Source organism: Rhizobium sp. CCGE531 (assembly GCF_003627795.1).
In the GTDB taxonomy this organism is placed as follows: domain Bacteria; phylum Pseudomonadota; class Alphaproteobacteria; order Rhizobiales; family Rhizobiaceae; genus Rhizobium.
In genome coordinates this window covers 367,656-392,533 of sequence record NZ_CP032686.1, presented here as the reverse complement: position 1 = coordinate 392,533, position 24,878 = coordinate 367,656, and the positions used below count along the sequence as shown (strand labels likewise).

19 protein-coding genes and 1 pseudogene are annotated in these 24,878 nt (G+C 61.4%); 7 read left to right on the top strand and 13 right to left on the bottom strand.

Annotated elements, in window-relative coordinates:
• The first annotated feature begins 397 nt into the window (after nucleotides 1-397).
• From CCGE531_RS28115 to CCGE531_RS28100, 4 genes are all read left to right on the top strand, one after another.
• On the top strand, nucleotides 398-892 hold the full coding sequence (locus CCGE531_RS28115; RefSeq protein ID WP_120669987.1) for an Lrp/AsnC family transcriptional regulator: 495 nt from the start codon (nucleotides 398-400) through the stop codon (nucleotides 890-892).
• 130 nt (nucleotides 893-1,022) lie between these two features.
• On the top strand, nucleotides 1,023-2,519 hold the full coding sequence (locus tag CCGE531_RS28110; protein WP_120669985.1) for an NAD-dependent succinate-semialdehyde dehydrogenase: 1,497 nt from the start codon (nucleotides 1,023-1,025) through the stop codon (nucleotides 2,517-2,519).
• A gap of 32 nt (nucleotides 2,520-2,551) precedes the next feature.
• Nucleotides 2,552-3,931, top strand: coding sequence for an aspartate aminotransferase family protein (locus CCGE531_RS28105; RefSeq protein ID WP_120669984.1), 1,380 nt, complete (start codon nucleotides 2,552-2,554; stop codon nucleotides 3,929-3,931).
• A 147-nt stretch (nucleotides 3,932-4,078) separates the two neighbouring features.
• On the top strand, nucleotides 4,079-5,509 hold the full coding sequence (locus CCGE531_RS28100) for a PLP-dependent aminotransferase family protein (protein ID WP_120669982.1): 1,431 nt from the start codon (nucleotides 4,079-4,081) through the stop codon (nucleotides 5,507-5,509).
• Nucleotides 5,510-5,530: 21 nt separating this feature from the next.
• Here the strand turns inward: CCGE531_RS28100 and ehuA are convergent, their stop codons facing one another.
• The 10 genes and pseudogenes from ehuA to CCGE531_RS28050 all read right to left on the bottom strand — a co-directional run bounded on the left by ehuA (nucleotide 5,531) and on the right by CCGE531_RS28050 (nucleotide 14,706).
• Nucleotides 5,531-6,295 carry an ectoine/hydroxyectoine ABC transporter ATP-binding protein EhuA gene (ehuA, locus tag CCGE531_RS28095; RefSeq protein ID WP_120669980.1) on the bottom strand — a complete coding sequence of 255 codons (765 nt, stop codon included), beginning with the start codon at nucleotides 6,293-6,295 and terminating at the stop codon, nucleotides 5,531-5,533.
• Nucleotides 6,292-6,984 (bottom strand): ectoine/hydroxyectoine ABC transporter permease subunit EhuD, encoded by a 693-nt coding sequence (gene ehuD, locus CCGE531_RS28090; RefSeq protein ID WP_120669978.1) that lies wholly within the window; start codon nucleotides 6,982-6,984, stop codon nucleotides 6,292-6,294. Before ehuD ends, ehuA begins: the two co-directional genes overlap by 4 nt.
• Nucleotides 6,981-7,646 carry an ectoine/hydroxyectoine ABC transporter permease subunit EhuC gene (gene ehuC, locus CCGE531_RS28085; RefSeq protein ID WP_120669976.1) on the bottom strand — a complete coding sequence of 222 codons (666 nt, stop codon included), beginning with the start codon at nucleotides 7,644-7,646 and terminating at the stop codon, nucleotides 6,981-6,983. Before ehuC ends, ehuD begins: the two co-directional genes overlap by 4 nt.
• 93 nt (nucleotides 7,647-7,739) lie before the next feature.
• The gene (gene ehuB, locus CCGE531_RS28080; RefSeq protein WP_120669974.1) at nucleotides 7,740-8,597 is read right to left on the bottom strand and encodes an ectoine/hydroxyectoine ABC transporter substrate-binding protein EhuB; all 858 of its coding nucleotides are present in this window, start codon (nucleotides 8,595-8,597) and stop codon (nucleotides 7,740-7,742) included.
• Between the two features lie 104 nt (nucleotides 8,598-8,701).
• On the bottom strand, nucleotides 8,702-9,721 hold the full coding sequence (gene doeB / locus CCGE531_RS28075) for a N(2)-acetyl-L-2,4-diaminobutanoate deacetylase DoeB (protein ID WP_120669972.1): 1,020 nt from the start codon (nucleotides 9,719-9,721) through the stop codon (nucleotides 8,702-8,704).
• A gap of 9 nt (nucleotides 9,722-9,730) precedes the next feature.
• On the bottom strand, nucleotides 9,731-10,909 hold the full coding sequence (doeA, locus tag CCGE531_RS28070) for an ectoine hydrolase DoeA (RefSeq protein WP_120669970.1): 1,179 nt from the start codon (nucleotides 10,907-10,909) through the stop codon (nucleotides 9,731-9,733).
• Entirely contained in the window at nucleotides 10,906-11,922 is a 1,017-nt protein-coding gene (eutC, locus tag CCGE531_RS28065; protein WP_120669968.1) for an ectoine utilization protein EutC, read from the bottom strand. Before eutC ends, doeA begins: the two co-directional genes overlap by 4 nt.
• Nucleotides 11,919-12,905: a hydroxyectoine utilization dehydratase EutB gene (gene eutB / locus CCGE531_RS28060; protein WP_245459424.1), complete on the bottom strand. Its 987-nt coding sequence runs from the start codon at nucleotides 12,903-12,905 to the stop codon at nucleotides 11,919-11,921. Before eutB ends, eutC begins: the two co-directional genes overlap by 4 nt.
• A gap of 569 nt (nucleotides 12,906-13,474) precedes the next feature.
• Nucleotides 13,475-13,744, bottom strand: a pseudogene (locus CCGE531_RS34950) (BA14K family protein); the annotation flags it as partial.
• Nucleotides 13,745-13,863: 119 nt separating this feature from the next.
• The gene (locus CCGE531_RS28050; RefSeq protein WP_120669966.1) at nucleotides 13,864-14,706 is read right to left on the bottom strand and encodes an oxidoreductase; all 843 of its coding nucleotides are present in this window, start codon (nucleotides 14,704-14,706) and stop codon (nucleotides 13,864-13,866) included.
• A 158-nt stretch (nucleotides 14,707-14,864) separates the two neighbouring features.
• Between CCGE531_RS28050 and CCGE531_RS28045 the strand changes: the two genes are divergently transcribed.
• On the top strand, nucleotides 14,865-15,728 hold the full coding sequence (locus CCGE531_RS28045; RefSeq protein WP_120669964.1) for an AraC family transcriptional regulator: 864 nt from the start codon (nucleotides 14,865-14,867) through the stop codon (nucleotides 15,726-15,728).
• Nucleotides 15,729-15,977: 249 nt separating this feature from the next.
• Here the strand turns inward: CCGE531_RS28045 and CCGE531_RS28040 are convergent, their stop codons facing one another.
• On the bottom strand, nucleotides 15,978-17,618 hold the full coding sequence (locus CCGE531_RS28040) for an FAD-binding dehydrogenase (protein WP_120669962.1): 1,641 nt from the start codon (nucleotides 17,616-17,618) through the stop codon (nucleotides 15,978-15,980).
• A gap of 117 nt (nucleotides 17,619-17,735) precedes the next feature.
• Nucleotides 17,736-20,762: a glycoside hydrolase family 38 C-terminal domain-containing protein gene (locus tag CCGE531_RS28035; protein WP_120669960.1), complete on the bottom strand. Its 3,027-nt coding sequence runs from the start codon at nucleotides 20,760-20,762 to the stop codon at nucleotides 17,736-17,738.
• Nucleotides 20,763-20,973: 211 nt separating this feature from the next.
• Between CCGE531_RS28035 and CCGE531_RS28030 the strand changes: the two genes are divergently transcribed.
• On the top strand, nucleotides 20,974-22,110 hold the full coding sequence (locus CCGE531_RS28030; protein ID WP_120669958.1) for an ROK family transcriptional regulator: 1,137 nt from the start codon (nucleotides 20,974-20,976) through the stop codon (nucleotides 22,108-22,110).
• A gap of 15 nt (nucleotides 22,111-22,125) precedes the next feature.
• Here the strand turns inward: CCGE531_RS28030 and CCGE531_RS28025 are convergent, their stop codons facing one another.
• Nucleotides 22,126-23,172, bottom strand: coding sequence for a Gfo/Idh/MocA family oxidoreductase (locus tag CCGE531_RS28025; protein ID WP_120669956.1), 1,047 nt, complete (start codon nucleotides 23,170-23,172; stop codon nucleotides 22,126-22,128).
• 379 nt (nucleotides 23,173-23,551) lie between these two features.
• Here CCGE531_RS28025 and CCGE531_RS28020 point away from each other — a divergent pair, with 379 nt between their 5' ends.
• Nucleotides 23,552-24,850, top strand: coding sequence for an extracellular solute-binding protein (locus tag CCGE531_RS28020; RefSeq protein ID WP_120669954.1), 1,299 nt, complete (start codon nucleotides 23,552-23,554; stop codon nucleotides 24,848-24,850).
• Nucleotides 24,851-24,878 lie beyond the last annotated feature (28 nt).

Sequence of the window (24,878 nt, the reverse complement as noted above, 5' to 3'; positions counted from 1 at the left end):
AACAAAAGGCATGGGTAAGGCGGCGGTTTGCACAAGAGATATCGCGGTGAACCGCGATATCTTTCCTTGACTGGCGGGCAACCGGAATAGTTTCAGGGCACTCCCTCGGGCAATCCAGATGAAGCGGCCTGGATGGATCTCGGCGCCCTTGCGCAAGAAGCTGTCGAAATCGACGACACGCTGATCGTGTCGCCCGAATGATGCTGTGATGAGGCTGCCGCATCCTCTGCTGCAGCATCCCAGCCAGGCTCATGCCCAGAACCCTTGCGTTCCCAGAAATGCTCCATGCCGAACCTGCCGCTGCGGAGCCGATCATTCAATTCCGGTTAGCGCTTGTCAGTGCAGGTTTCGAATGCCATTGCTCTTGGAACCTCCGGCGACAAACAAGCAGCTTTAAATGAAACTGGATGCAATCGACCTGCGGATACTGGACGCCATTCAGCGCGATGGCCGCATCACCAAGCTTGCGCTCGCCGAAAAGGTCGGTCTATCGCCGACGCCATGCTGGTTGCGCCTTCGAAAGCTGGAAAAGGCAGGCATCATAACCGGTTATCATGCGCGCCTGTCGCTGCGCCGGCTCGCCCCGATCGCCAATGTCATGGTCGAGCTTACCCTTGCCAACCATCGGCAGGCCGATTTCGAGCGCTTCGAGCGAGCTGTCGCGGCCATCCCGGAAATCGTTGCCTGCTGGGCCGTCGGCGGCGGCGTCGATTACATTCTGAAGATCATGGCGGCCAATATCGATGCCTATCAGCGCCTGATCGACGATCTCCTCGATCGCGATCTCGGCATCGAACGCTATTTCACTTACATCGTCACCAAGACCGTGAAGGAGGAGACGGTGCTGCCCGTCACAGATCTGCTTTCCCCGGATGTGCCCAACGACGAATGACGACGAATAGAGAGACTCTCTACCGACGCCTCTCTCTTTAGGTCCTTTCTCTCTTCCGACCGCCAGCAATGGACAATCTCTCGCGGCATTCCGTGACAGCATTGGACCATCTGGAAAGAGAGACCCGATCATGACCGCGCTCCACGCCCGCGCCACCTATCATGAAGCCCTTTCGCGGCTGAACGACCGTCATTTGCTGCGAGACCTCTCCTATGTCGCCGGCCGTTGGGTTGCCGGCAAGGCCAATCGGAGCTTCGAGGTCACCGACCCCGCATCCGCCGCAACGCTCGCCTGGGTCACCAGCCTAGACCAGAGAGAAGCCTTCGAGGCCATCGATGCGGCGACCGGTGCCTTTGCCCCCTGGCGCGCGCTCTTGCCCCAACAGCGAGCGACGATCCTGCGCAAGTGGTACGAATTGATGATCGAGGCGCGCGAGGATCTGGCGCTGATCATGACGCTGGAACAGGGCAAGCCGCTCGATGAATCCCGCGGCGAGATCGACTATGCCGCAAGCTTTGTCGAGTGGTATGCCGAGGAAGCCAAGCGGATCAACGTCGAAAGCGTGACCAGCCATCTGCCCGACGCGGAAATGTTCGTCCGCAGGGAAGCCCTGGGCGTTGTCGGGATCGTCACGCCCTGGAACTTTCCGGCGGCCATGATTACGCGCAAGGCAGCCGCGGCGCTTGCCGCCGGCTGCACCGTCGTCGCCCACCCATCGTCCGAGACTCCACTATCGGCACTGGCGCTCGCGGAACTCGGCGAGCGCGCCGGGCTACCCGCCGGTGTCTTCAACGTACTGACCGGCGATGCCGCAACCATCGTCGGCGCCTTCTGCGACGATCCGCGGGTCAGGGCATTGAGCTTCACCGGCTCGACCGAGATCGGCAAGCTGATCGCCGGCCAATGCGCCGCAAGCATGAAGCGGCTTGTCATGGAACTTGGTGGGCACGCGCCGCTGATCGTCTTCGACGATGCCGATCTCGACCGCGCCCTCGACATCGCCATCAATGCCAAATTCGCGACCTCCGGCCAGGATTGCCTCGCCGCCAACCGCATTTTCGTTCAGCGCCCGATCATGGAAGCCTTTGTCACGGCTTTCAGCAAGCGTATCGAAGCCCTCAAGGTTGGAAACGGATTGGACGGTGCCGTCGATATCGGCCCGCTCATGCACGAGCGCGCCATTGCGAAGGTCGAGGAGCATGTGGCCGACGCATTGAAGCACGGCGCACGGCTTGTGACCGGCGGGAAACGTCACCCGGCGGGGAAGCTGTTCTTCCAGCCGACCTTGCTTGTCGATCCAACGCCGGGTGCCCTGATCATGCATGAGGAGACATTCGGACCGGTCGCCGCCGTGACCGCTTTCGATACCGAAGACGAGGTCGTCACCCGTGCCAACGACACCCAATACGGCCTTGTCGCCTATGTCGTGACGGCGAATGGCGCGCGGCAGATGCGGCTCGGCCGGGCACTCGAATACGGCATGGTCGCCATCAACCGCGTGAAGATCACCGGCGGCCCGATCCCCTTTGGCGGCTGGAAACAATCAGGCCTTGGCCGCGAAGGCTCCCGCCACGGCATCGAGGTCTTCACCGAGCTCAAATATCTCTGCGTCGACACGACAGCCTGACGCACCCTCTTTCAGCACAAGGAAAAAGTATCATGCTGGACAAGCGCAACGAACTGAACGCCTGGGACAGGGACCATTTCTTCCATCCCTCGACCCATATGGGAATGCATGCGCGCGGCGAAACCCCGACCCGCGTCATCGCCGGCGCCGAAGGCGTCTACATTACCGATACCAACGGCAAGAAGAGCCTCGACGCCTTTGCCGGTCTCTACTGCGTCAATGTCGGCTATGGCCGGCAGAAAATCGCCGATGCGATCGCCGAGCAGGCAAAGAACCTCGCCTACTATCACGCCTATGTCGGACACGGCACGGAAGCCTCGATCACGCTGTCGAAGATGATCATCGACCGCGCACCCGAAGGCATGAGCCGCGTCTATTTCGGCCTCTCCGGGTCTGACGCCAACGAGACCAATATCAAGCTCATCTGGTACTACAACAATATCCTCGGGCGTCCGGAAAAGAAGAAGATCATCTCCCGTTGGCGCGGCTATCATGGCTCGGGCGTCATGACGGGCAGTCTCACCGGCCTCGAACTCTTCCACAAGGCCTTCGACCTGCCGCGCGCGCCCATTCTTCATACCGAAGCGCCCTATTTCTTCCGCCGCGCCGACCGGTCAATGAACGAGGAGCAGTTCGCGCAGCATTGCGCCGACAGGCTCGAAGAAATGATCCTCGCAGAAGGTCCGGAAACGGTCGCCGCCTTCATCGGCGAACCGATCCTCGGCACCGGCGGCATTGTCCCGCCGCCGAAGACTTATTGGCCGAAGATCCAGGCCGTTCTCGACAAATACGATGTGCTGCTCGTGGCTGACGAAGTCGTCACCGGCTTCGGCCGTCTGGGCACGATGTTCGGTTCCGATCACTATGGCATGAAGCCGGATCTCATCACTATCGCCAAGGGTTTGACGTCGGCCTATGCGCCGCTTTCGGGCAGCATCGTCTCCGATAAGATGTGGCAGGTGCTCGTGCAGGGATCCGACCAGCTTGGCGCCATCGGCCATGGCTGGACCTATTCCGCGCATCCGATCTGCGCGGCCGCCGGCATCGCCAATCTCGAGCTGGTCGATGAACTCGGCATCGTCGAAAATGCCGGCTCGACCGGCGCCTATTTCCGCTCGGAGCTTGCCAAGGCTGTCGGTGGCCACAGCCATGTCGGCGACGTCCGTGGCGATGGGCTGATGGCAGCCGTCGAATTCGTCGAGGACAAGGACGACCGCAAGTTCTTCGACCCGGCGAAGAAGATCGGCCCGCAGGTGGTGGCAGCGCTGCTTGAGCGCGGCGTCATCGGCCGTGCCATGCCGCAGGGAGACATCCTCGGCTTTGCCCCGCCGCTATGCCTGACCCGCGAAGAAGCCGATACCGTCGTCAAGGCGGCTACGGGCGCCATCGAAAGCGTACTTTCAAACCGCTGATCAGACTCACCGGCGGGAAAGACAGCTCCATTTTGCGAGACGATCGGGCGGCCCGTTGTTGACAATGCGCCGCCCGATCTCATTCGGTCATCGCCATCCGGCAACGGATGGTGTACATGGATCTCGATAATTGTACCGGATCAATCCATGTATCGTCATGATTCAAAAGACCAGGACAATGCCGCCTGGAAACCCGCCCTTCAGCATCGCAAGGGCGTGACCAAGCACAAGCTGCTCACCGACAAGATCATCGCCGATATCGATGACGGCATCCTGCCGGTTCACGCGCAGATGCCGACGCATCGCGATCTCGCCCATGCGCTCGGAATTTCAGTGCAGACCGTGAGCCTCAGCTATAAGGAGGCCGAACGCCGCGGCTATCTGCGCGGCGAAGTCGGGCGCGGCACCTTCGTGCGCAGCCGCGTCACCGAACGCGCCGACAGCTTCATGCTCGATCGCGATCCAAGCGGCAGCGCCGATCTCTCCATCATCCGGGCCGTCTATACCGAGGCGCATGAGCGATCGGCTCGCGAACTCATGCAGGCGCTGGCCGAAAGCGACAATAGCAGCTTCATGCGGCCCTGCCGGCCGATCGCCGGCCTCGATGCCCATCGCGCCGCAGCGCAGGTCTGGCTCTCAGGTCTGTCGGTCAAGGCCGACCCCGACCGGATCCTGATCACGAATGGCGCGGCGCACGGTCTCTTCCTTGCCGTCGCCTCGGTCGTTCGGCCCGGCGAAGTGGTCTTGACCGAAAACCTGACGGATCATGGCATCATCGGTCTTGCCAATGTTCTGGGTTTCACGCTGCGCGGTCTTCCGACCGATCATGAGGGTATCCTGCCCGAAGCCTTCGAGGCCGCCTGCGCAGTCGGCGACGTGACGGCGCTCGTCATCGTCTCGTCGCTCGGCAATCCCACCAGCCACGTGATGGGAGCCGAACGCCGGCGCGCAATCGCCGACATTGCCCGCCGGCATGGCATCTTCGTCATCGAGGACGAGGTCTACAAGCCGATGCTGCGGGAACCCCTTCCCTCCATGCCGGATCTCATCCCGGAGCTCGGCTTCTTCGTGACCAGCTTCACGAAGTCCGTCATGACCGGATTGCGCATCGGCTATCTCGTCGTGCCGGCCCATTATTCGATCCGCGCCGCCTCGATCCTGCGCGTTACCGGATGGAGCGCCACCAATGTCGTGGCGGAAATGGCGTCGCGCTGGGTTCTGGATGGGACGGCGGAGGCCCTGCTTGCCGTCCAGCGAAGCGAGGCCCAGGCACGGCAGGCGATCGTCTCCGAAGTGCTGGCCTCGTTTGTTGCAGGCACTCATCCCCTGTCGCTTTGCGCATGGCTTTCGGTGCCGGAGCGCTGGACGGAGGAGGGCCTTGTGCGCGCGCTTGCCCGCAAGGGTGTCGCGGTCACGCCATCCGATCCGTTCGTCGCCGGTGGAGAGCGGCCGGTTGGCGGCATTCGCATTTGCCTCGGCGGCCGCCTGTCGCACTCCGCCCTTCGCTCGGCACTCGAAACTGTTCGCGGCACCTTCGAGCAGTTGCCTCCCGTCTTCGACGTAGGCTCGATCGTTTAGCCTTGCCGCAGCTCAATCCCGTCAAAGGATGGAGCGCAGAAACTCCTTGGTGCGGTCTTCCTTGGGCGCACTGAATATCTCTTCCGGCTTGCCCTGCTCGCAGATGCGGCCCTTGTCGAAGAAGCAGACACGGTCGGACACTTCGCGGGCGAAGCGCATTTCGTGCGTGACCAGCAGCATGGTCAGATCATGCTCATGCGCGAGATCGCGGATGACGCCGAGCACCTCGCCGACGAGCTGCGGATCGAGCGCCGATGTCGGCTCGTCGAAGAGCAGGACCCTTGGGCGCATGGCAAGCGCGCGGGCGATCGCCACGCGCTGCTGCTGGCCGCCGGAAAGCTGGCTCGGATATTGATCCTTCTTCTCCGAAAGCCCGACCATGCGCAAGAGGTCGACAGCGCGGCACTCGGCTTCCGCCCGCCCAAGTCCTAACACGCGCGTCGGTGCCTCGACGACATTGCGCAGCACAGTCATGTGCGGAAACAGATTGAAGCTTTGGAACACCATGCCGACATGGGTGCGGATCTGGCGCAGATGCGCCTCACTCGCCAGGAACCGGCCCCCGCCGTTTTCCTGATGATAGGACATGCCAGCCAGATGCAGGGTTCCCTCCTGGAACGGTTCGAGCGTCATCAGGATGCGCAGGACCGTCGATTTTCCGGAGCCGGAAGGGCCGATCAATGTCACCTTCTCGCCGGGCGCGACATCGAAGCAGAAATTGTCGAGCACGGTGAGGTGGCCGTAGCGTTTGGTCACATCTTGAAAGCGGATCAGTGGTTGCGTCATCTCAGAGCAATTCCGTTTTTCGGCAACGCCTTTTCGAGCCAATGGATGGCCACCGAACAGACGAGCGTGAGGATGAGAAAGATCAGGCCGACGAGGGAAAGCGGCACCAGATACTCGAACGTCCGATCCCCGATGAGATTGGCAAGGTTGAGCATGTCGACCACCGTCACGACGGACAGGACCGGCGTTTCCTTGAGCATGGAGACGAGATAGTTGCCCATGGCCGGAATGATGCGCGGAATGGCCTGCGGGATGATGACATCCCAGTAGGTGCGGCCGCGCCCGAGATTGAGCGCCGTCGCAGCTTCCCATTGCCCAAGCGGCACCGCATCCAGACCGCCGCGATAGACCTCCGACGTATAGGCGGAATATTGCAACCCCAGCGCCAGCGCACCGGTCAGGAAGGCAGGCAGCACGATGCCGTAGATCGGCAGGACGTAGTAGAGGAAGAAGAGCTGGACGAGCAGCGGCGTATCGCGCAGGAACTCGATGACGAAAGCCGTCGGCCAGGAGATCGCCACGAAGCGGCTGCGCCGCAGCAAAGCGAAGACCAGGCCGAGAACAAGCGCAATCGCAAAGCCGGCGGCTGCCGCCTCCAGCGTGACGATCAGGCCGATGCCAAGGATCGGCAGGATCGATAGTGCAAAGGACAGCGTCGTCGACGTGTCCCAGGTGAAGCCATACATCATGCCGGCGCCCTCCCGGGAAAAGCGACGCCACGGCGAAGAACAGTCTCCAGCCAGCGCATGAAGGCAACCAGAATGAGCGCCATGATGAAATATCCGACGAGGGTCAGCGAGTAGATCGTCACGCTGTCGAGCGTGATGTTGCGCAATTGCTGCGCCTGGAAGGTCAGATCGCTGATCGAAATCAGCGACACCAATGCCGTATCCTTCAGGTTCTGGACGGCAAGGTTGCCGAAGGCCGGCATCATTTCGACCACGGCCTGCGGCAGGACGATGTGGAAGAGCGTCTGGCCCTGCTTGAAATTCAGCGCTCGCGCCGCCTCATGCTGCGTATCGGGAACGGACTGGAGGGCTCCGCGCACCACTTCCGCGCCATAGGCGCCGATGTTGAGCGCCAGACCGGCGATGCCCGTGGTGATCGGGTCGAAGGAGATCCCGATCAGCGGCAATGCATAATAGAGCCAGAAAAGCTGCACCAGAAGCGATGTGCCGCGGAAGATCTCGATATAGACGATCGCGATTGAGGACAGCAGGCGTCCTCCGGCAAAGCGCGCAAGGCCGGCGGCAAAGGCGAGGATCGCACCAAGAAACATCGAGGCGATGGCAATGAGCGCCGTCACCTCCGCGCCCTTCAGCAGTGCCGGCAGATAGTGTGTCCAGCTCATATCCGGGTCACCTCCGTTCCAGGATGGAAGGGGCCGAACGACCTGGCGATCGTCCGCAGACGGCCGCCAAGTCGTTCTCGACTATCGATAGGGTCACTTGCCCGCGCACAGGTCTTCGGTGCTCTTTGTGCGTGCAGCCTCGACGCTTTCGGCGCTGAGGCCATAGGACATCAGGATCTTCTTGTAGTCGTCGGTCTTCTTGAAGGCTTCAAGAGCGGTGTTGAACGCCTTGTAGAGATCCTTGTCCTCAGGCCGGAAATCGAAACCGCCATAGCTTCTGACCGATTTGCCTGCGATCACCGGATCGGTAAACGGTTCCGCATGCTCGACATTCGTGCTGCCCTGAACCAGCTTGGCGACGGTCAGCTCGGTTGCCGCATAGGCGTCGGCGCGGCCGGTCTGGATCGTGGAAAGCGCATCCGCATTCGCCTGGATCATGACGATCTGGGATTCCGGAATGCCGATGCCGTGGAAGAAGTCGAGCTGATCGGCGCCCGACACGATCGCGACCTTGAGTGACGGATCCTTCTTGATGTCCTCATAGGAATGCAGCTTCTTCGGATTGCCCTTCGGCACCAGCAGTCCCTCGCCATAGCTGGAGTTCGGCGTGGTGAATTGAACCTGCTTGCAGCGTTCGGGTAAGATGTTCTGCTCGGCGGCAACGAAATCGAAGCGCTTGGCCTTCAGGCCGGGGATCAGCGATCCGAACGGCGTCACCGTCCAATCGACTTCCTTGACGCCCATCGACTTCAGGACGGCAGCGGCGACATCGGGACCGATGCCCTTGGCGGCACCGCTCTCGTCCATATAGCTGTAGGGAACCTCATTGGCGCTGGCACCGCGGATGTAGCCATCCTTCTTGGCCTGTTCGAGGCTGGCGGCGTGGGCTGATGCGGCCAGGCCGATGGTGAGGCCCATAGCGGCGAGGCTGCGGTAAAAATTCGATCTCATCGTTCACTCCTCTGTGGTTGAAGTCCGTTATCGGCTGTCCGGTTTTCCGGATCTTTGCCGTTAGCGGGGTGGTGATCCGCGCCGCGCTGCCGCGGCGCGGCAATTCAGGGGCCTTCCGTCAAAGTCGCGACGACGGCGAGGCAATCCCCGGTCTTGATCAGCCCGGGGAAATGACGTGCGGCAAGAACGCCGTCCAGCGCCGCCCGATAATCAAAGGGCTCGGATCCGGTGCGGCCGATCGGATGGATGCGGGCGATGATCTCGCCCCGAACAACTGTATCGCCCAGATCCTTGAGCGGCTCAAAAAGCCCATCGGCCTCCGAAAAGACGAAGCAATCCGACGACGGCATGTCGAGCCATTGCGTCGCTTCGACCTCCGGTGCGCCGGCAACGATTCCCGCGTGCTTCAGGACGTTCAGAACGCCGCGCTTGGCAATGGAAGCCGTGCGCGCCGATATGGTTCCACCACCCGAAAGCTCGGTGGTCACAAAGACCTTGCCCATGTCCTCGGCCGTCGTGTCGTACATACCGACGGCATCGATCTCGATCATCCGCATGGAATAGGGCGCGGAAAACGCGGCGACGCCATCGAAGCAGGCCTTCTCCTGGCCCTTATCCGGCAAAGCATGCGCTGCGGCGTAGGGCAGGAAATCGAGGGTGCGGCCGCCCGAATGGAAATCGAGCACGATGTCGGCCAGCGGCAGCAGGTAGCGGGTAAAATAGTCGGCGATCTTCTCGGTGACGCTGCCGTCAGGCCGGCCGGGGAAACTGCGATTGAGGTTACCCTTGTCGATCGGAGAGGTGCGGGTGGCCGCCTGAAAGGCAGGGTAATTCATCGCCGGAACGATGATGACCCTCCCCTTGATCTCTTCCGCTTTCAGCGTAAGGGCGAGATCGAAGAGCGCAACGGGACCCTCATATTCGTCGCCATGATTGCCGCCGGTCAAAAGCGCCGTCGGCCCTTCGCCGTTCCTGATGACGCAGATCGGGATCATGATCGAACCCCAGGCGGAAGCATCGCGCGACCAGGGCAGCCTCAAGTGGCCGTGCTGGATGCCCTCGCGATCGAAATCGACGGTCGGGGTGATCGGTGATGGTCGTGTGAGAATGGTCATGCTGTTCATCTCAACCGATCACTTCACCACGAGCTGGCGCGGAACGTTGGACAGGCACTCGACGCCGTGCTCGGTGATGACGATGCTCTCCGTGATTTCCATGCCCATGTCTTCCAGCCAGAGACCTGTCATGAAATGAAAGGTCATGCCGGGCTTGAGCTCGGTGCGGTCGCCAGGGCGCAGGCTCATGGTCCGCTCGCCCCAGTCCGGCGGATAGGAAAGACCGATCGGATAGCCCGTGCGGTTATCCTTGACGATCCCGTATTTCTTCAGGACCGCGAAGAAGGCGTTGGCGATATCCTCGCAGGCATTGCCGGGCCTGGCGGAGGCAAGGCCTGCCTCCATGCCCTCGAGCGTCGCCTTCTCCGCATCCAGAAAGGCCTGGGTCGGCTTGCCGAGGAAGACGGTTCGCGACAGCGGGCAGTGATAGCGGCGATAGCAGCCGGCGATCTCGAAGAAGGTGCCCTCGCCGCTCTTCATCGGCTTGTCGTCCCAGGTCAGATGCGGCGCGGACGCATCGGCGCCCGATGGCAGCAAGGGAACGATGGCGGCATAATCGCCACCGAAGCCGTCGACGCCACGAATGCCGGCATCATAGATTTCAGCGACGAGGTCGGACTTGCGGATGCCCGGCTCGACCTTTTCGACGATCCGCTGGTGCATGGCCTCGACGATGCGGCCGGCCTTGCGCATGTAATCGAGCTCGGTCGGGCTTTTGACGGCGCGCTGCCAGTTGACGAGCCCCTGGGCATCCTTGAAGCGCGCATTCGGCAGGTGCTTGACGAGCGAGGCATAGGCTGCGGCGGTGAACCAGTAATTGTCCATCTCGACGGCGATCGAGGCATTGGCCCAGCCGCGTTCCTCGATGATCTTCGAGAGCAGATCCATCGGATGGCGCTCGTTGGACTGCACATAGTGATCCGGATAGCCGATGATGTTGTCGTGCGCGAGATAGGCGGTGCGCTTGGCGCCGTTGGCATCCTGGCCGCGTCCGTACCAGATCGGCTCGCCGGTATCAGGCACCAGCACGCATTGATGCACGTAGAAAGACCAGCCGTCATAGCCGGTAAGCCAATGCATGTTGGATGGATCGGTAACGATGACGAGATCGACGCCGGCTTTTTCCATGGCGCGGCGCGTCTTGCCGAGCCGCTCGGCATATTCGGCGCGGGTGAAATTGAGGGTCGGTTCGCTCACGCTGGGTCTCCTGATGCTTTTGTCGTTTCGATCGCCTGCCCCGCACCGGCTGAGACGGCACGGCGATGGGCAAGCGTGGCAATGGCGGTATCCTGAACGCCCGTTCCGGTCAGATCGCAAAGGGTGATTGCCTCGAGCGACCGGCGACCGGCGGCCCGGCCTGAGATGATGGCGCCAAGTTCGGGAAAGTCGGCGTCCCCTCTCACAAGTCCCGCCGCGATCGCATGATGGAGTTCGCCCAACCGCCGTGTCTGCTTCAGGCTGTCGGCGACATAAGGCTCGGCCTTCAGGATAGCGGCCGGATCAATCTCGTTCTTGTGCTCGGCGTCGGAGCCCATGGCGGTGATATGCTGGCCGGGTTGCAGCCAGCCGGCATCAAGGATCGGCTTGTCCGAAGGCGTCGTCGTCACGATGATATCGGCACCGCGGCAGGCGCGCTCGGCATCCGCTTCCGCCGAAACAGCGAAGCCGAACTCCACTGTCAACGCCTTCGCGAGCTTTTCGGCCTTTGCCAGATCGCGCGCCCAAATCCGGGCCGCCTCGATCGGCCGGACAAGCGTGAGTGCACGCAACTGCAGGCGGGCCTGCATGCCGGCTCCGAGAATTGCAGCGATCCGAGCATCCGGGCGGGCAAGATGCCGCGCAGCCACGGCCCCTGCCGCGGCGGTGCGCACATCCGTCAGATAGCCGTTATCGAGCAGGAGCGCCTCGACCAAGCCGGTGCGTGCCGACAAAAGCATCATCAATCCGTTGGTGCTGGGCAGGCCAAGCGAGGGATTATTGAAAAACCCGGGGCTGACCTTGATCGCGAAACTGTCGAGGTCAGGCACATAAGCCGTCTTCACATCGACCTCGCCACGATGGGCGGGAATGTCCAGCCGCAGGATCAGCGGCATTTCCACCGTCTTTGTCGCCAGCGCCGCAAAGGCCTGTTCGACGCAGTCGACGGCATCATTGTCAAGCTGGACGATCTTGCGAAGGTCGGTTTCCGTCAGGATCAGCACACGCGTCATGGCGCCACCTCCTCTTTGAGATCATCGACGATCGCCCGATAAACTGCCGGATCGATATTGCCCCCGGAAACGACAATCACGGTCGGGCCATCGGGTCTGATCTTGCCGGCAAGCAAGGCCGCTATCCCGACTGCCCCCGCCCCTTCGGCGGTCTCGCCCTCGATCCTGGCCGCATGGCGGATGCCCGCGGCAATCTCCTCCTCGCTGAGCAGGATCACATCGTCGAGAAGCGCGCGGCACATCGGGAATGTCAGGCGGTTGTCGAGGCCAATGCCGCCGCCGAGCGAATCCGCCAGGGTCTCGACCTCCCGCACGTCGATCGGCCGACCTGCCGCCAGACTTGCCGCCATCGCCGCACCGCGCTCCATCGACACGCCGACGACTTTGGCGACCGGCAGACGGCCCTTGATCGCCGCGGCAACGCCTGAAGCCAGCCCGCCACCCGACAGCGGCACGAGGACAAGTATGGCCTCAGGCAGATCGTCGGCGACCTCGAGCCCGAGCGTACCCTGGCCGGCAATGACAGCGGCATCATCGAAGGGAGGAATGAAACAAGTGCCCTCTTCACGGGCCAGGCGCTCGACCTCCCGCATAGCATCATCCTGCGAATGCCCGACGATGCGAACATCCGCCCCGAGGCTTCTGATAGCCTCGACCTTGTTGGCGGGAACAAGCGCAGACAGGCAAATGGTCGCGCGTGCACCCATTGCCTTGGCGGCATGGGCAACAGCCCGGCCGTGATTGCCCGTCGACGCCGTCACCAGCCCGCGCGAACGAGCCTTCTCGTCCAGGCACAGAAGTGCGTTGGTGGCGCCACGCAGCTTGAAACTGCCGGTTTGCTGATGGTTTTCCAGCTTGAGATGGACGGGAACGCCTGCGCGCTGAGACAGTGCGTGCGAAGGCCGCAGCGGCGTACGCTGCACATACCCAGCAATGCGCCGCTGCGCTGCCTCGATATCCTGCAGTGTCACCATCATCGTCATGGCGCGCACCGTTGCCTTGCTGTCGACGTGAGCGATACCATCACGATTTTCATTCCTCTCTCGCGCTGGATATTCATGACATCAGCGTGAAAGAGGCAATGGATCATGTCAATGCGTATATTGTTTCATTACAATTATAGACGTTCTTTTCGAAGCTGTCAGTACGTTGTGGCAGCCCATGCCGACGATGACGATTGCGGAACATCATCCACCTGATGATGAAATTCACGATCCGGCTCGCAGCCGCCCGCAGACAAAGCGGAACCGTGCGTGAGTGAAATATCAACTGACAATCTGGTTGGGGATGAACATGCTCGACGGCGACAGCGAATGTCTGCACGGCTTTTGGTTCTATGATGCGTCGTGCAGGTCAATATGCGACGCGATCACGGCAATGGTGAAGCTGCAGGTTCGCATCTTCACATAGTCCACGCCATTGTCAGCGTGATACTGTCTCGATCGGCGAGCGGCTGACTTGCAAGCATGAAGTCTGCCGCCCGCTCGCTTATTTGTGAACGATGAATCTCGCTCTGCAAAGCGCTCCGCTTGGGAGCGCCGTCTTAGTTGTTCAAAGCACCACCGATGATGGCGCCAAGCGCAAAAGCTCCTGCGGGATACCAGAAGCCGTCATTGTGACGACGATAGCCGGGCCGGCGATCGCGGTAGCCCCGATAGCCGTGATAATAGCCTGCGCGGTCCCTGCCGCGATATGGCCCCCATCCCGGACGTCCATGACCTCGCGGCGGCATCTCGCGATGAACTTCACCGCGGCGATCACGATGATGACGGGGCCATTCCTGTGCGTTGGCGAAAGGCGCTGCAAGCGTTACCGTGGCCATGGCGATAATAAAGATCTTTTTCATTGGTCTTCCTTCTCATTCGTCAGGGGACCTTACTAATCACAAGGTGAATAGAGCGTTAACGTGACACCACCTTAAATAGCCGGTTGCGCGAGATATCAGCTTTCGAAGTCAACGCTTGTCGTCACCTCGGCCAGGGCTTCGAATTCGGCCTTCAGCGTCTCCAGCCGTGCCTTGGCGACCTTCAGCGCGGATGTCCCGAGGAGAAGTCGAAGCGGCGTTTGCTCGGCTTTGACCGCGTTCAAGATTGCCTGCGCCGCCTTCTTCGGATCTCCTGGCTGCGAACCGGAGACCGCGCGCGTTGCGCTCCGCCTCTTCCCCGCCGTCCCGGCATAGTCATCGATGATGATCGGGGACTCGATCATCGACCGTCCTGCCCAATCGGTGCGAAAAGCACCGGGTTCGACGATCAGAACCTTGATGCCGAGCGGCCCGACTTCATAAGATAGCGATTCCGAAAGCGCTTCGACGGCAAATTTCGTCGCATGATAATATCCGGTCGCCGCGAACGCGACCAATCCCCCAAGCGAGGAAAGATTGACGATGCACCCGCTTCGCCTTGCGCGCATGCCCGGAAGCACCGCCTTGACGACATCAAGCAGACCGAAAATGTTGGTTTCGAATTGCGCGCGTATCCCCATATCTTCTCCCTCCTCGATCGCCGCGAGATAGCCGTAGCCCGCCGCATTGACGAGCACATCGATCCGGCCGAAACGCCGCTCGGCCTCGCCGACCACCTGCTCGATGGCTGCGCGATCGGTCACATCAAGCCTCGCGGCAACGACCTGATCCGGAAATCTTTCAACGAGTTCCCAGAGCGTTTCCGGGTTGCGTGCGGTGGCAATGGCGATATCCCCTGCCTCCAGCACCGCCTGAGCAATCGCGCGTCCAAGTCCTGATGAGGCTCCGGTGATGAGCCATATCGATCGGTGATCTCTCATTCTCTTATCCTTCCAAATGCTGCGGTCATGGTGATCTCGCTTGCGGAAGAGATACGCTTGGCAATGGCGGCGGCTTAGGCCGATCCTTTCGAAGTTTTGCACAATCCTACCATCCTGGCCTATCTTGATCTCGACAATGCCAGAAGACGGGAAGAGCGATGGAAACCACACGACAAAGCTTGATCGAGCTGATGCGCTTTCATTGCACCGTGCCCAAACAAAAAACGCCGATTCCCGGTTTGACACTCTTTCGCAGCGATGCACCGACCGAACCGGTCCGCAGCCTTTACGATCCGCGTCTTTGCGTCGTCCTGCAGGGCCGAAAAGAACTCATTCTGGAGCGGGAACACATTGAAATCGGGCCGAGCGACTATCTCGTCGTCGTCCTCGATCTTCCGGTGACGGCGCGTGTTGCCGAGGCTAACCCTCATCGCCCGCACTATGCGATAACGCTTGATCTCGATCCGGCAATCATTGCCGAGCTGGTGGCAGACAAAAGCGAACGAAGATCGGCGACCAAGACGAAGGGCGCCGCAATTGCCGGCCTCACCGCCGACATTTTGGAACCCCTTGAGCGACTGGTGCGGCTACTGGATCGGCCCAAGGACATCGAGACGCTTGCGCCGCTTGTTCAACGCGAGCTTTTCTATAGGCTCATCCAGGGTGGCCTCGGCGACATGGTCGTCGAAAGCGGATTAGGAAGTTCTAACCTCTCGCGCATTGCCCGCACGACCGCCTGGATCAAAGCCAACTTCGATCAGCCGGTCGATGTCGCGACCTTGGCGGATATCGCCGGCATGAGCCAGACCTCCTATTATCGCGCCTTCAAAGCCGCCACCGCGATGAGTCCCCTGCAATTCCGGACACGGCTGCGCCTGCATGAAGCACGACGACGGCTGCAGTTGGGCATCGACAAGATCGGATCCATCGCCTTTGCGGTTGGCTATGAAAATCAGTCGCAGTTCAATCGGGAGTACCGGAAACTATTCGGAAGATCGCCCGGCGCAGACTTATCTCGCTGAAGCGCGTGCCAGCCGTCCATTCGGGTAGGTTCACTAAATTGTCGTGGCCGCTATTGTTTCCGCTATCGGTTCGGACGCCACCCCCGAGCCGAGCATTGCAGCGTCCGACGAGACTGCATGCCCTCGCAGTGTCGTCGGACACCCCATGGGAACGGATGCTATGCCAGGGGCTGCAGCCCGCCATCTATATCGATGGCCTCGCACAGGATCAGTCTTTATCGCAAACACCGGCGACGAATACGCCGGTTTTCATGCGGCCCGCCCGGCGTTGCGTCCGGAAAAAATGCAGCCTCCCAAGAACGTGCCCTCCAGCGCATTGTAGCCGTGGTATCCGCCACCGCCGAAGCCCGACGCTTCGCCGCAGGCGTACAGCCCCGGTATGAGCGCGCCGTCGTGCCCCAGCGCCTGGCTGTTCAGATCGGTCTCAAGCCCGCCCAGAGATTTGCGGCTCAGGATGTTGAGACGCACGGCGATCAGCGGACCCGCCTTGGGATCCAGTATCCGGTGTGGCGGTGCGGTGCGCATGAACCGATCGCCGAGATAACCACGCGCCTGTCTCAGGGCAACGATCTGGGCGTCCTTGGCGAAGGGATTGTCCAATTCGCGGTCACGAGCTTCGATCTGGCTGCGCAGATGGACAAGATCGATCGGATGATCCCCGACACGGTTCATGCCGGCGACCAGCTCTTCCAGCGTTTGGGCGACGATGAAATCATCGCCCTTCTCCTTGAAGGCCTCCACCGGCGGAGGGGCCGAGCGGCCAAGCCTGCTGCGCAGGAGCAGGCCGATGTCGCGGCCGGTGAGGTCGGGGTTCTGTTCGGATCCCGAGAGCGCGAACTCTTTCTTGATGATCCTCTGCGTGGTCACGAACCAGCTGTAACTATGCCCGAGCTTACAGATATGCTCCAGCGTCGCAAGGCTGTCGAAACCCGGCAGGCAGGGGGCGGGCATACGGTTGCCGGCGGCGTCGAACCAGAGTGAAGACGGTCCGGGCAGGATGCGAATGCCGTGGTTCGGCCAGATCGGGTCCCAGTTGCGGATGCCCTCGGTATAGTGCCACATCCTGTCGCCGTTGATTGCCCGCGCGCCCGCCGCTTCCGCATGGCCGATCATCAAGCCGTCGACATGATGGGGCACCCCGCTCAGCATCCGTTCGGGGGGTGGGCCGAGACGTTCGGCGGGCCAGGCGCGGCGAACCAGCTCCGGATTGCCGCCGATGCCGCCGCTCGCCACGATCACAGCGCCCTCAATGCGAAAATCCCCGACGACATCGCGGTTCGATTGCTGACCACGCTGGATATCGTCCTCGGCCAGGATCTCGCCTTCCACCCCGGTAATGCCGTTGCCATCGCCGATCAGCCGCGTCACTCGCCGACGAAGCATCAGCTCGATCTTTCCCTCCTTCTCCGCCGCCAGCACTCGCCTCACGAATGGATCGATCACGCCCGGACCCGTGCCCCAGGTGACGTGAAAGCGCGGCACGGAATTGCCATGCCCATGAGCAAGGCTTCCGCCGCGCTCGGCCCAGCCGACGACAGGGAACCAGCGCATGCCGAGCCCGTGCAGCCAGCAACGCATCTCGCCAGCGGCAAAATCGAGATAGGCGTCCGCCCAGGCGCGCGGCCAGAAATCCTCGGCCCGGTCGAAAGCGGCTGAGCCCAGCCAATCCTGACGGGCAAGTTCGATGCTATCGCGAATTCGCATGCGCCGTTGTTCCGGCGTATCGATCATGAACAGCCCACCGAGAGACCAGAAAGCCTGGCCGCCGAGGCTTGCCCGCGGTTCCTGATCGACGAGGATCACCCGCTTTCCACGCTCAATCAGTTCCGAGGCAGCCACAAGGCCAGACAGGCCTCCCCCAACGACGACGACATCCGCGTAACTGCCCATTCGATCTCCCCAGCGAATAGCTATCTGCCGGGAATTCTAGCGACACTTACGTAAAAGTAAAATAGAGGCTGTTTTTCTCGCGGCACGCCGCTCGTCGATCGAAGCCGATTTTCGCCGTCAGCTTCTCTGCAGCCTCCACGTCCGGATCTCGAACGGCATGATGTCGGCGGCTCCCTCACGTTCGACCGGCTCTTCAAGGATATTCAGCGGCCCCGATGCCTTCCATCCCGACGCCAGCTTCAGCGACAGGCGGCCACGTCGGCCGGCTGGCTCATAGAGCCGCAGGATAAGGCCCTCCCCTTCCTCGGCCGATTTCAAGCCTGAGAAGGCCACCGGTATGCCTTCGACACCCAGGGGTGAGAGCGTGCCTTCCGCGAGCCCGCTCGCCTCCATGGTGACGAGCGGCTGATTGAGATCGATCGCCTCTGGCAGAACGCCGCCTTCATGCCAGGCACCTTCATGCGGCATCAGCGCATAGGTGAAGCTCTGCTCGCCTTCATCGGCAAGCGGATCGGGATAGATCGGCGACCGCACCAGGCTCATGCCGATGACATTGCCGCGGGCGCTGTGTCCGTATTTGGCGTTGTTGAGCAAGGCGACGCCAAAGCCGGGTTCACTGAGATCGACGAAGCGATGGGCCGCTGCCTCGAACATTGCCTGCTCCCAGGGGGTGTTCGTATGCGTCTGCCGCTCGACGATGCCGAAGGCGCATTCGAAGGTCGCTGCGCGCGAGCGCACGGCGACCGGGTTCAGGGTCCGGAGCAGGGTGCGCCGGTCATGCCAGTCGATCGTCGTCTCGATATCGAGCCTGCGGGCATTGGCGGTTAGAACATAAAGCTGGGTGACGGCCGAGTTGCGATATCGATGGATAACACGGATCGCGGCGCGATGTGGCCCCTCCTCGATCAGAGCGATGCTCTCGGGCTGATCGAGGCGAATGCCTTTCTCCGCATAGTCGGCATCGACGTCCCAGGCATCCCAGTTGCGCGGCTTGTCGGCGGGATAGACCCAGAGCTGATTGGCAGCCCCTTCGATTGCCTCCCGCCCCGTCGCCTTATGAACAAGGCTCGATACGGCGCCGTCCTTGCCGATGACGACAGAGAGATGTTCGTTCTCAAGGTGATGGGCATCAGCTTTCAGCATGCCGGCGGGCTTGAGCGCCTTGCGGTCGAAGATCGCGACGGAAAGCGGCGCGACAAGATCGGCGGATGACAGGATCGTTCCGTCGGAAAGCACTGTGGTGAGCGTTCGCGGTGAAAGTGACGGGTTGACGACAATCAAAGCATCCGTGACGCCGCCCGTCGGCAGATGGGCCGATAGGGCCTTCAGCGCCTTGGCCTGCTCGGCCTTGGCATTATCGATCACACCATCGAGTTCCCGTTCGGCATCGGCATAGACCTCGCGAATGCTCGATCCCGGCAGGATGTCGTGAAACTCGTTCTTCAGGACGGTGCGCCATTCCGCTTCGAGGCTTTGAGGCGCGGCGGCACCCAGCATGTGCCCGAGCGAAGCCAGCGTCTCGGCCGTGATTAGCGCACGTTCGGCCTGGCGATGCTTGCGCTTGACGCCGCTTTGCGTCGTCAGCGTCGCGCGGTGCAGTTCGAGGTAGATTTCTCCATCCCAGACCGGCAGATCCTTTTCCGCTGCCGTGCGATGCGCCCTTTCATAATAGCCCTTCACGGTGCCCCAGCGCGCCCTCGGGATCGCCGGAAAGTCGCGCAGCTGCACTTCGCGCTCGACCATTTCCGGTGTGACACCGCCGCCGCCGTCACCATAACCGACGGCCAGCAGCGACGTGTCGTGCTCCGTCTTGCCACGGAAATTCTTCCATGTCGGCACGAAGCAATCCGGCTGCACGAAGCCGTTGTAGCCTTGCATGGGATTGTCGAACGTATGGGTCAGCACCTTGCTGCCGTCGAGCCCCTTCCACCAGAAGAGGTCGGACGGGATGCGATTGGTCTCGCTCCAGTTCACCTTGATCGTGAAGAAGCTGTCGATGCCTCCGAGCCGCAGGATCTGCGGCAGGGCGCCCGAAAAGCCGAAGCAATCCGGCAGCCAGCAAACGGTGTGGCGCAGACCGAAATGCTTTTCGAAATAGCGCTGCCCATAGAGCACCTGGCGGGCGAGGCTCTCACCCGTCGGCATATTGGTATCGGGCTCGACCCACATGCCGCCGACGGTTTCCCATTTGCCCTCGGCGACCTTCTTCTTGATCCGCTCGAGAAGCTTCGGATCATCCTCTTCCATCTGCGCGTAATAATGGGCGGTCGATTGATTGAAGCGGAAATCGTCGGAGCGTTCCATCAACGACAGCGCCGTATTGAAGGTGCGGCGCATCTTCCGTCGCGTCTCGCCATAGGGCCAAAGCCATGCGAGATCGATATGCGCATGGCCGGTCAGCAGCAGTTCGCCATTTTGCGGAAAGCGCTTCTGAAGCCCCTTCAATTGTTCAAGCAGGCGATCATGGGCGGCGGAGGCCGAAGCGCTCTGCGTTTCACTGAGACCGGCGGGATTGTCCTGAAGTTCCGGCAGTTCCCAGATCTTCTGCTGCATTTCCGCACCCGATATGCGCGCGATGTAGGCAGCCGTGTCGGAAGGCCAATCGAGGCTGCGCAGCGCCCGTTCCGCCGCATCGATCAGATGCGGCACGACGTCGTGACCGTCGAGCACATCGGCGGCCTCGCCGATCTGCTGCAACAGGAGATGCAGCCGGTGGACCGGCTCGTCCAGCCAGATCAGCCGCGCCTTGTTCAATCGCGGCGCCCTGTTCGGCTCACCGAAAGGAAAGCGTGCGACGCTCTCGGTCGCGATCTGGAAGTCCCGCCCCTTGATCGGAAACTCCTGGTGGTAGGGGTCGAGCCCGAACGTCTCTGTTTCGCCATCGGGGTAACGCAATGTCAGCAGGCTCTCGCCGCCCAGATCGAGCTGCAGGCGGGTCTGTTCAAGCGGCCAGTCGTGCGGCGCCGTTGCCGATGCGGCGAAATGGACCGTTCCCCTGCGGTGCGGCCAGTCCTGGCGATGCGCAATCGGCTCGCCGTCAAAGGTCCAGCCATCGATGTCGCGGCTCTGTCTGTCGCGCCAATGGGCAAGCTCGGCAATACGGACCTTCAAGCGATCGAGGCGTTGAGCAATGGTGAGAGACATGGCGGGTCCTATCGGAAAATCGGCAATTGACGGCGGGGAGAGAACATATCAGCGCGAATAGGTCGCAAGCACCACGTCCCGTCTCCTCCAGGCGGATCGCATCGCTGAACTTAGATTAAGTAACTTTGTTTTTGCGTCAAGCAGCCAAGAAATAAGTTGCGAGAGTTTTTGCCGTGGTACACAAGCATGAAGGTGCTCAGGGAAGTCGGGTATGCGGTATCTTCGATCCAGTCCACGGCGGCGTCCGCCGGAAGGAACGGACGCTGCGCGGGGTAAAACACTTGGTCTGCGGTCAGGAGAAATCGCCGACAGAAATATCCGTGTCATCTTGGAGGCAATCCGTCGCCACGGTCCATTGACCCGCATGGAGCTCGGCCGGCACTCCGGGCTGACCGGCCCTGGAATTACCAACATTCTGCGGCGCCTTGGCGACGAAGGATTGGTGACGTCGCACCGCCGCAACGGCGCGGGCAACGGCACGACCGCGACCGAATTCGCCCTGCGGCCCGAGGCAGCCTTTTCGATCGGCGTCAGGATCCGTCAAAACCGGGGCGAAGCCGTTCTCGTCGACCTCAGCGGCCGGGTTCACGACCGCGTTTGTTTTCCCCTCGCCCAAACGACGAGAGTGGAATCCGTCCTCTCTGTCATAGAAGCCATGACCGGCCGCCATGCCGGTCTGCCGATCATCGGCTTGGGGATCGGTTCGAATGATTGGACCGCGGAAGAGGCAGACGAGTTTGATGCGGCATCGAAACTTCCGCGCAGCCATGTCGAGAACGAATGCACGGCAAGCCTGCTCGCCGAGCGCGCGATCGGCACGCCTGCCGCCGAAGGCGGGCTAGCGATGATCATCATCGACGAGGATGTCCAGGCCGGTTTCCTCGTTCGCGGTATTCCCTATTCGGGCGTCCACGGGCGCGCCGGCAATATCGGCGACATGCGCACAGGCCCCGACAATGTCCCGTTGAACACTGTCGTCGGCTTCGGCGCCCTGTGCGCGCTTATCGGCGATGACGAATTCGCCCGCCTTTTGGAGGGAAAGGAGCCGTCTTCTCCGCTGCTGACGCAATGGATCCGCGAGGCGGCAAGCCATCTGCTCGACCCGATCATCGCAATTGCCGGCTTCATCGCGCCGAGCGTCATCATGATCGGCGGCGACCTGCCGCGAAGCGTCATCGAGGCGCTGATCCATCAGCTTTCCGTCGAGCGGCGCGACACGTCGAAGCGGCCCTTCCTGACGCCATGGATTTCGCCGATGAAGCCCGCAAGCTTCAGTGGCGGCGGCGTGGCGCTGGGGGCGGCACTCCTACCTTTCCTCAACACCCTGCTGCCGCCGGTTTCCGCCTGACCCAAAGATACCGGCTCAGGCAAGCGCCTCGTCCGCATGGCTGATATCCGAGGCGATCGCCTTGTCGAGAACCTTCTGGATATTCGCCGCACGACGAAAGGAAGGCTCCTGCGTCTTGCCCATCCTGACGGCCTGGACGAACCGCTGGTAGTTCGTTTCCACCTCGTCGAAGGGAACGTCGCGCCATGTCGCGGTGTGGACGTCTTCGCCAAGGCAGGCGCGAAGCGTCGACCTTCCGGTGTCGTAGATCATCTCGATCGAACCCGTCTCGCCATAGACCCTGAGACGAAGTTGATCCATCTGGCCGGCGGCGGTGCGCGTCGCCTGGATGGTGCCGATCGCTCCAGTGGTGAAATCGACATTCATGGTAAAACTGTCATTCGCGTCGAGGTCATAGTCGCCGATCTTGTGACCCGGCGCCTTGTTGAAGGTCTTCAGCCGCGCAAAGACATGGGCGACGTCGAGGCCTGAACCATAGGAGGCGAAATCGACGATATGGATGCCGATGTCGCCGAGTGCACCGTTCGATCCATGTTTCTTGCTCAGACGCCAAAGCCATTTGCTTTCGGTCTTCCAGTCCCCCCAATGCCGTCCGACGAGCCAGCTCTGAAGGTAGGAGGCTTCGACATGTCTCACCTCGCCTACCTCGCCGGCAAGCACCATCTGCCGGCCCTTCTGCAGGGCGGGCGAGTTGCGGTAGGTGAAGTTCACCATGCCGACCTTGCCCGCCTTCTCGATGGCTTCGGTCATTTCCATCGCCTTGATCGCGTCGGTCGCGAGCGGCTTTTCACAAAAGACGTGCTTGCCGGCCGCAATCGCCTGAAGCGTCGTCGCATGGTGAACGCTGTCGGGCGTCACATTGGCGATGGCATCGAACTCGCCCCAGGCAAGGGCTTCCTCAAGCGAGCCGAAATGGTTGGGGATGCCATGTTCAGAGCAAAAGGCAGCGAGCCGCTCGGGAACGACGTCGACGCCGCCGACGACGCTGACGCCCTCGATCGCCTTGAAACTTGCAGCATGCTTGTTGGCCATTCCGCCCGTGCCGAGAATGAGTAAGCGCATCTGATCCTCCATGGATGTCAGGGTCGGCCGGCTCTCGCCAGCCGAAGGCAAAGCTCACCGTCCACCGCAGCTGCCCGCGATGGCTCGTTTATTCCGTGATTGGGAATGCGGCCGCGCGCGGCAAGAGCAATTCCAGGAAAAGTGCGCAGCGGTTTTCCGTCCGGAATGCGTAGCAAAACAAGAAGATAGGGCGTTTTCGCGATTCGAAGAAAAGCGGAAATGCGCTAGCTGCTGTTGAATGTCGCCGGCATCTTGATCCTCCGAAGCTGCGGCTTGACATCAAATCAAAGTAACTTAATCTATTTAATGCAGCATGGAAATGAGGAGAGGTCAACCGGCCGCCAGGCTGTATCCGTTTAAAATGGGGAGGAGACCCATCATGAAGAGAGCGTTCGTCAGCGCGCTAGCGCTGAGCACAATGTTGTTTTCAGTGCCTACCGCATTTGCCCAGGAAATCGCGACAAAGGATCGGATCGGCCTTGCCGATGCGCCGAAAACCCTCACCGTCCGGCTGACGAACGATAGTCCCAACAATGCCGATCCGGCGATCGCCAAGGGCTATCAGACGCTCTTCATCGACTTCATCAAGAAGCATCCCGACTGGAAGCTGCAGATGCAGTTCATGTCGACGGATATCGGTACCGAACAGGCAAAGATGCTCGAGCAGGCAAAGGCCGGCAATGCTCCGGATTGCGCCGCCGTCGATTCCTTCGTCTTGTCGCAGTTCATGGTCAACCACGTGCTAGCCGACTTCACCCCCTATTTCTCGAAGGAAGAGATCGCCGACCTCTTCCCCTTCATCCGCAGCGGCATCACCGACAAGGACCAGACGATCCGTGCCTGGTGGTGGGATACAGATCTTCGCGTGCTCTACCGCAACAAGTCCATCGTCGCCGATGCGCCGCAAACCTGGGACGACCTGAAGAAGGCCGGCATCGCCTCCGTCAAGGAGGGTATGGAAGGCATCCTCTTCAATGCCGGCCGCTACGAAGGCTCCACCTTCGACTGGCTCGCGAATTATTGGGCGCTCGGCGGCAAGCTCGTCGACGACAGCGGCAAGCCTGTTTTCGGCGAGGGCGAAAACAAGGAGAAGTTCCTCAAGGCCCTGACGTACTACAAGGATCTCGTCGATACTGGCGCCGCGCCCAAGCGCGTGACCACGATTGCCAACTATGACGACCTCAACGCGGCCGCGGCGGCCGGAACCACGGCGCTCTTCATCGGCGGCAACTGGCAGCTTGCCCAGTTGAAAGTCACGCTGGACGAAGATGAATTCGCCAACTGGACCTTCTCGCCGATCCCCGGCCCCACGGCCGATCAGCGTTCCACCGGCACCGGCGGCTGGACGATCGCCTCGTTCAGCAAGGACAAGGACAAGATCGAGATGTGCGCCAACCTTGCCCGCGATATCTATATGGGACCGGCCAACGCGCTCCAGCAGCAATTGCCGACGCGCAAATCGCTCTTCGACAAGTATCAGGTCTTCGCGACCGACGCCAACAAGACCTTTGCCGAAGCGCTTGCCAACGGCCAGGCCCGTCCGGGCGCCCCGATCTATCCGGAGATCTCCAACCAGATCCAGATCATGATGGGCGACGTCCTGTCGGGAACCAAGCAACCGGAAGAAGCTCTGAACGCCGCCTTCAAGGCGACGATGGAGGCTTACAAGCGTCTCTAACGATTGTGATCGCGGCGGCGCCTCCGAA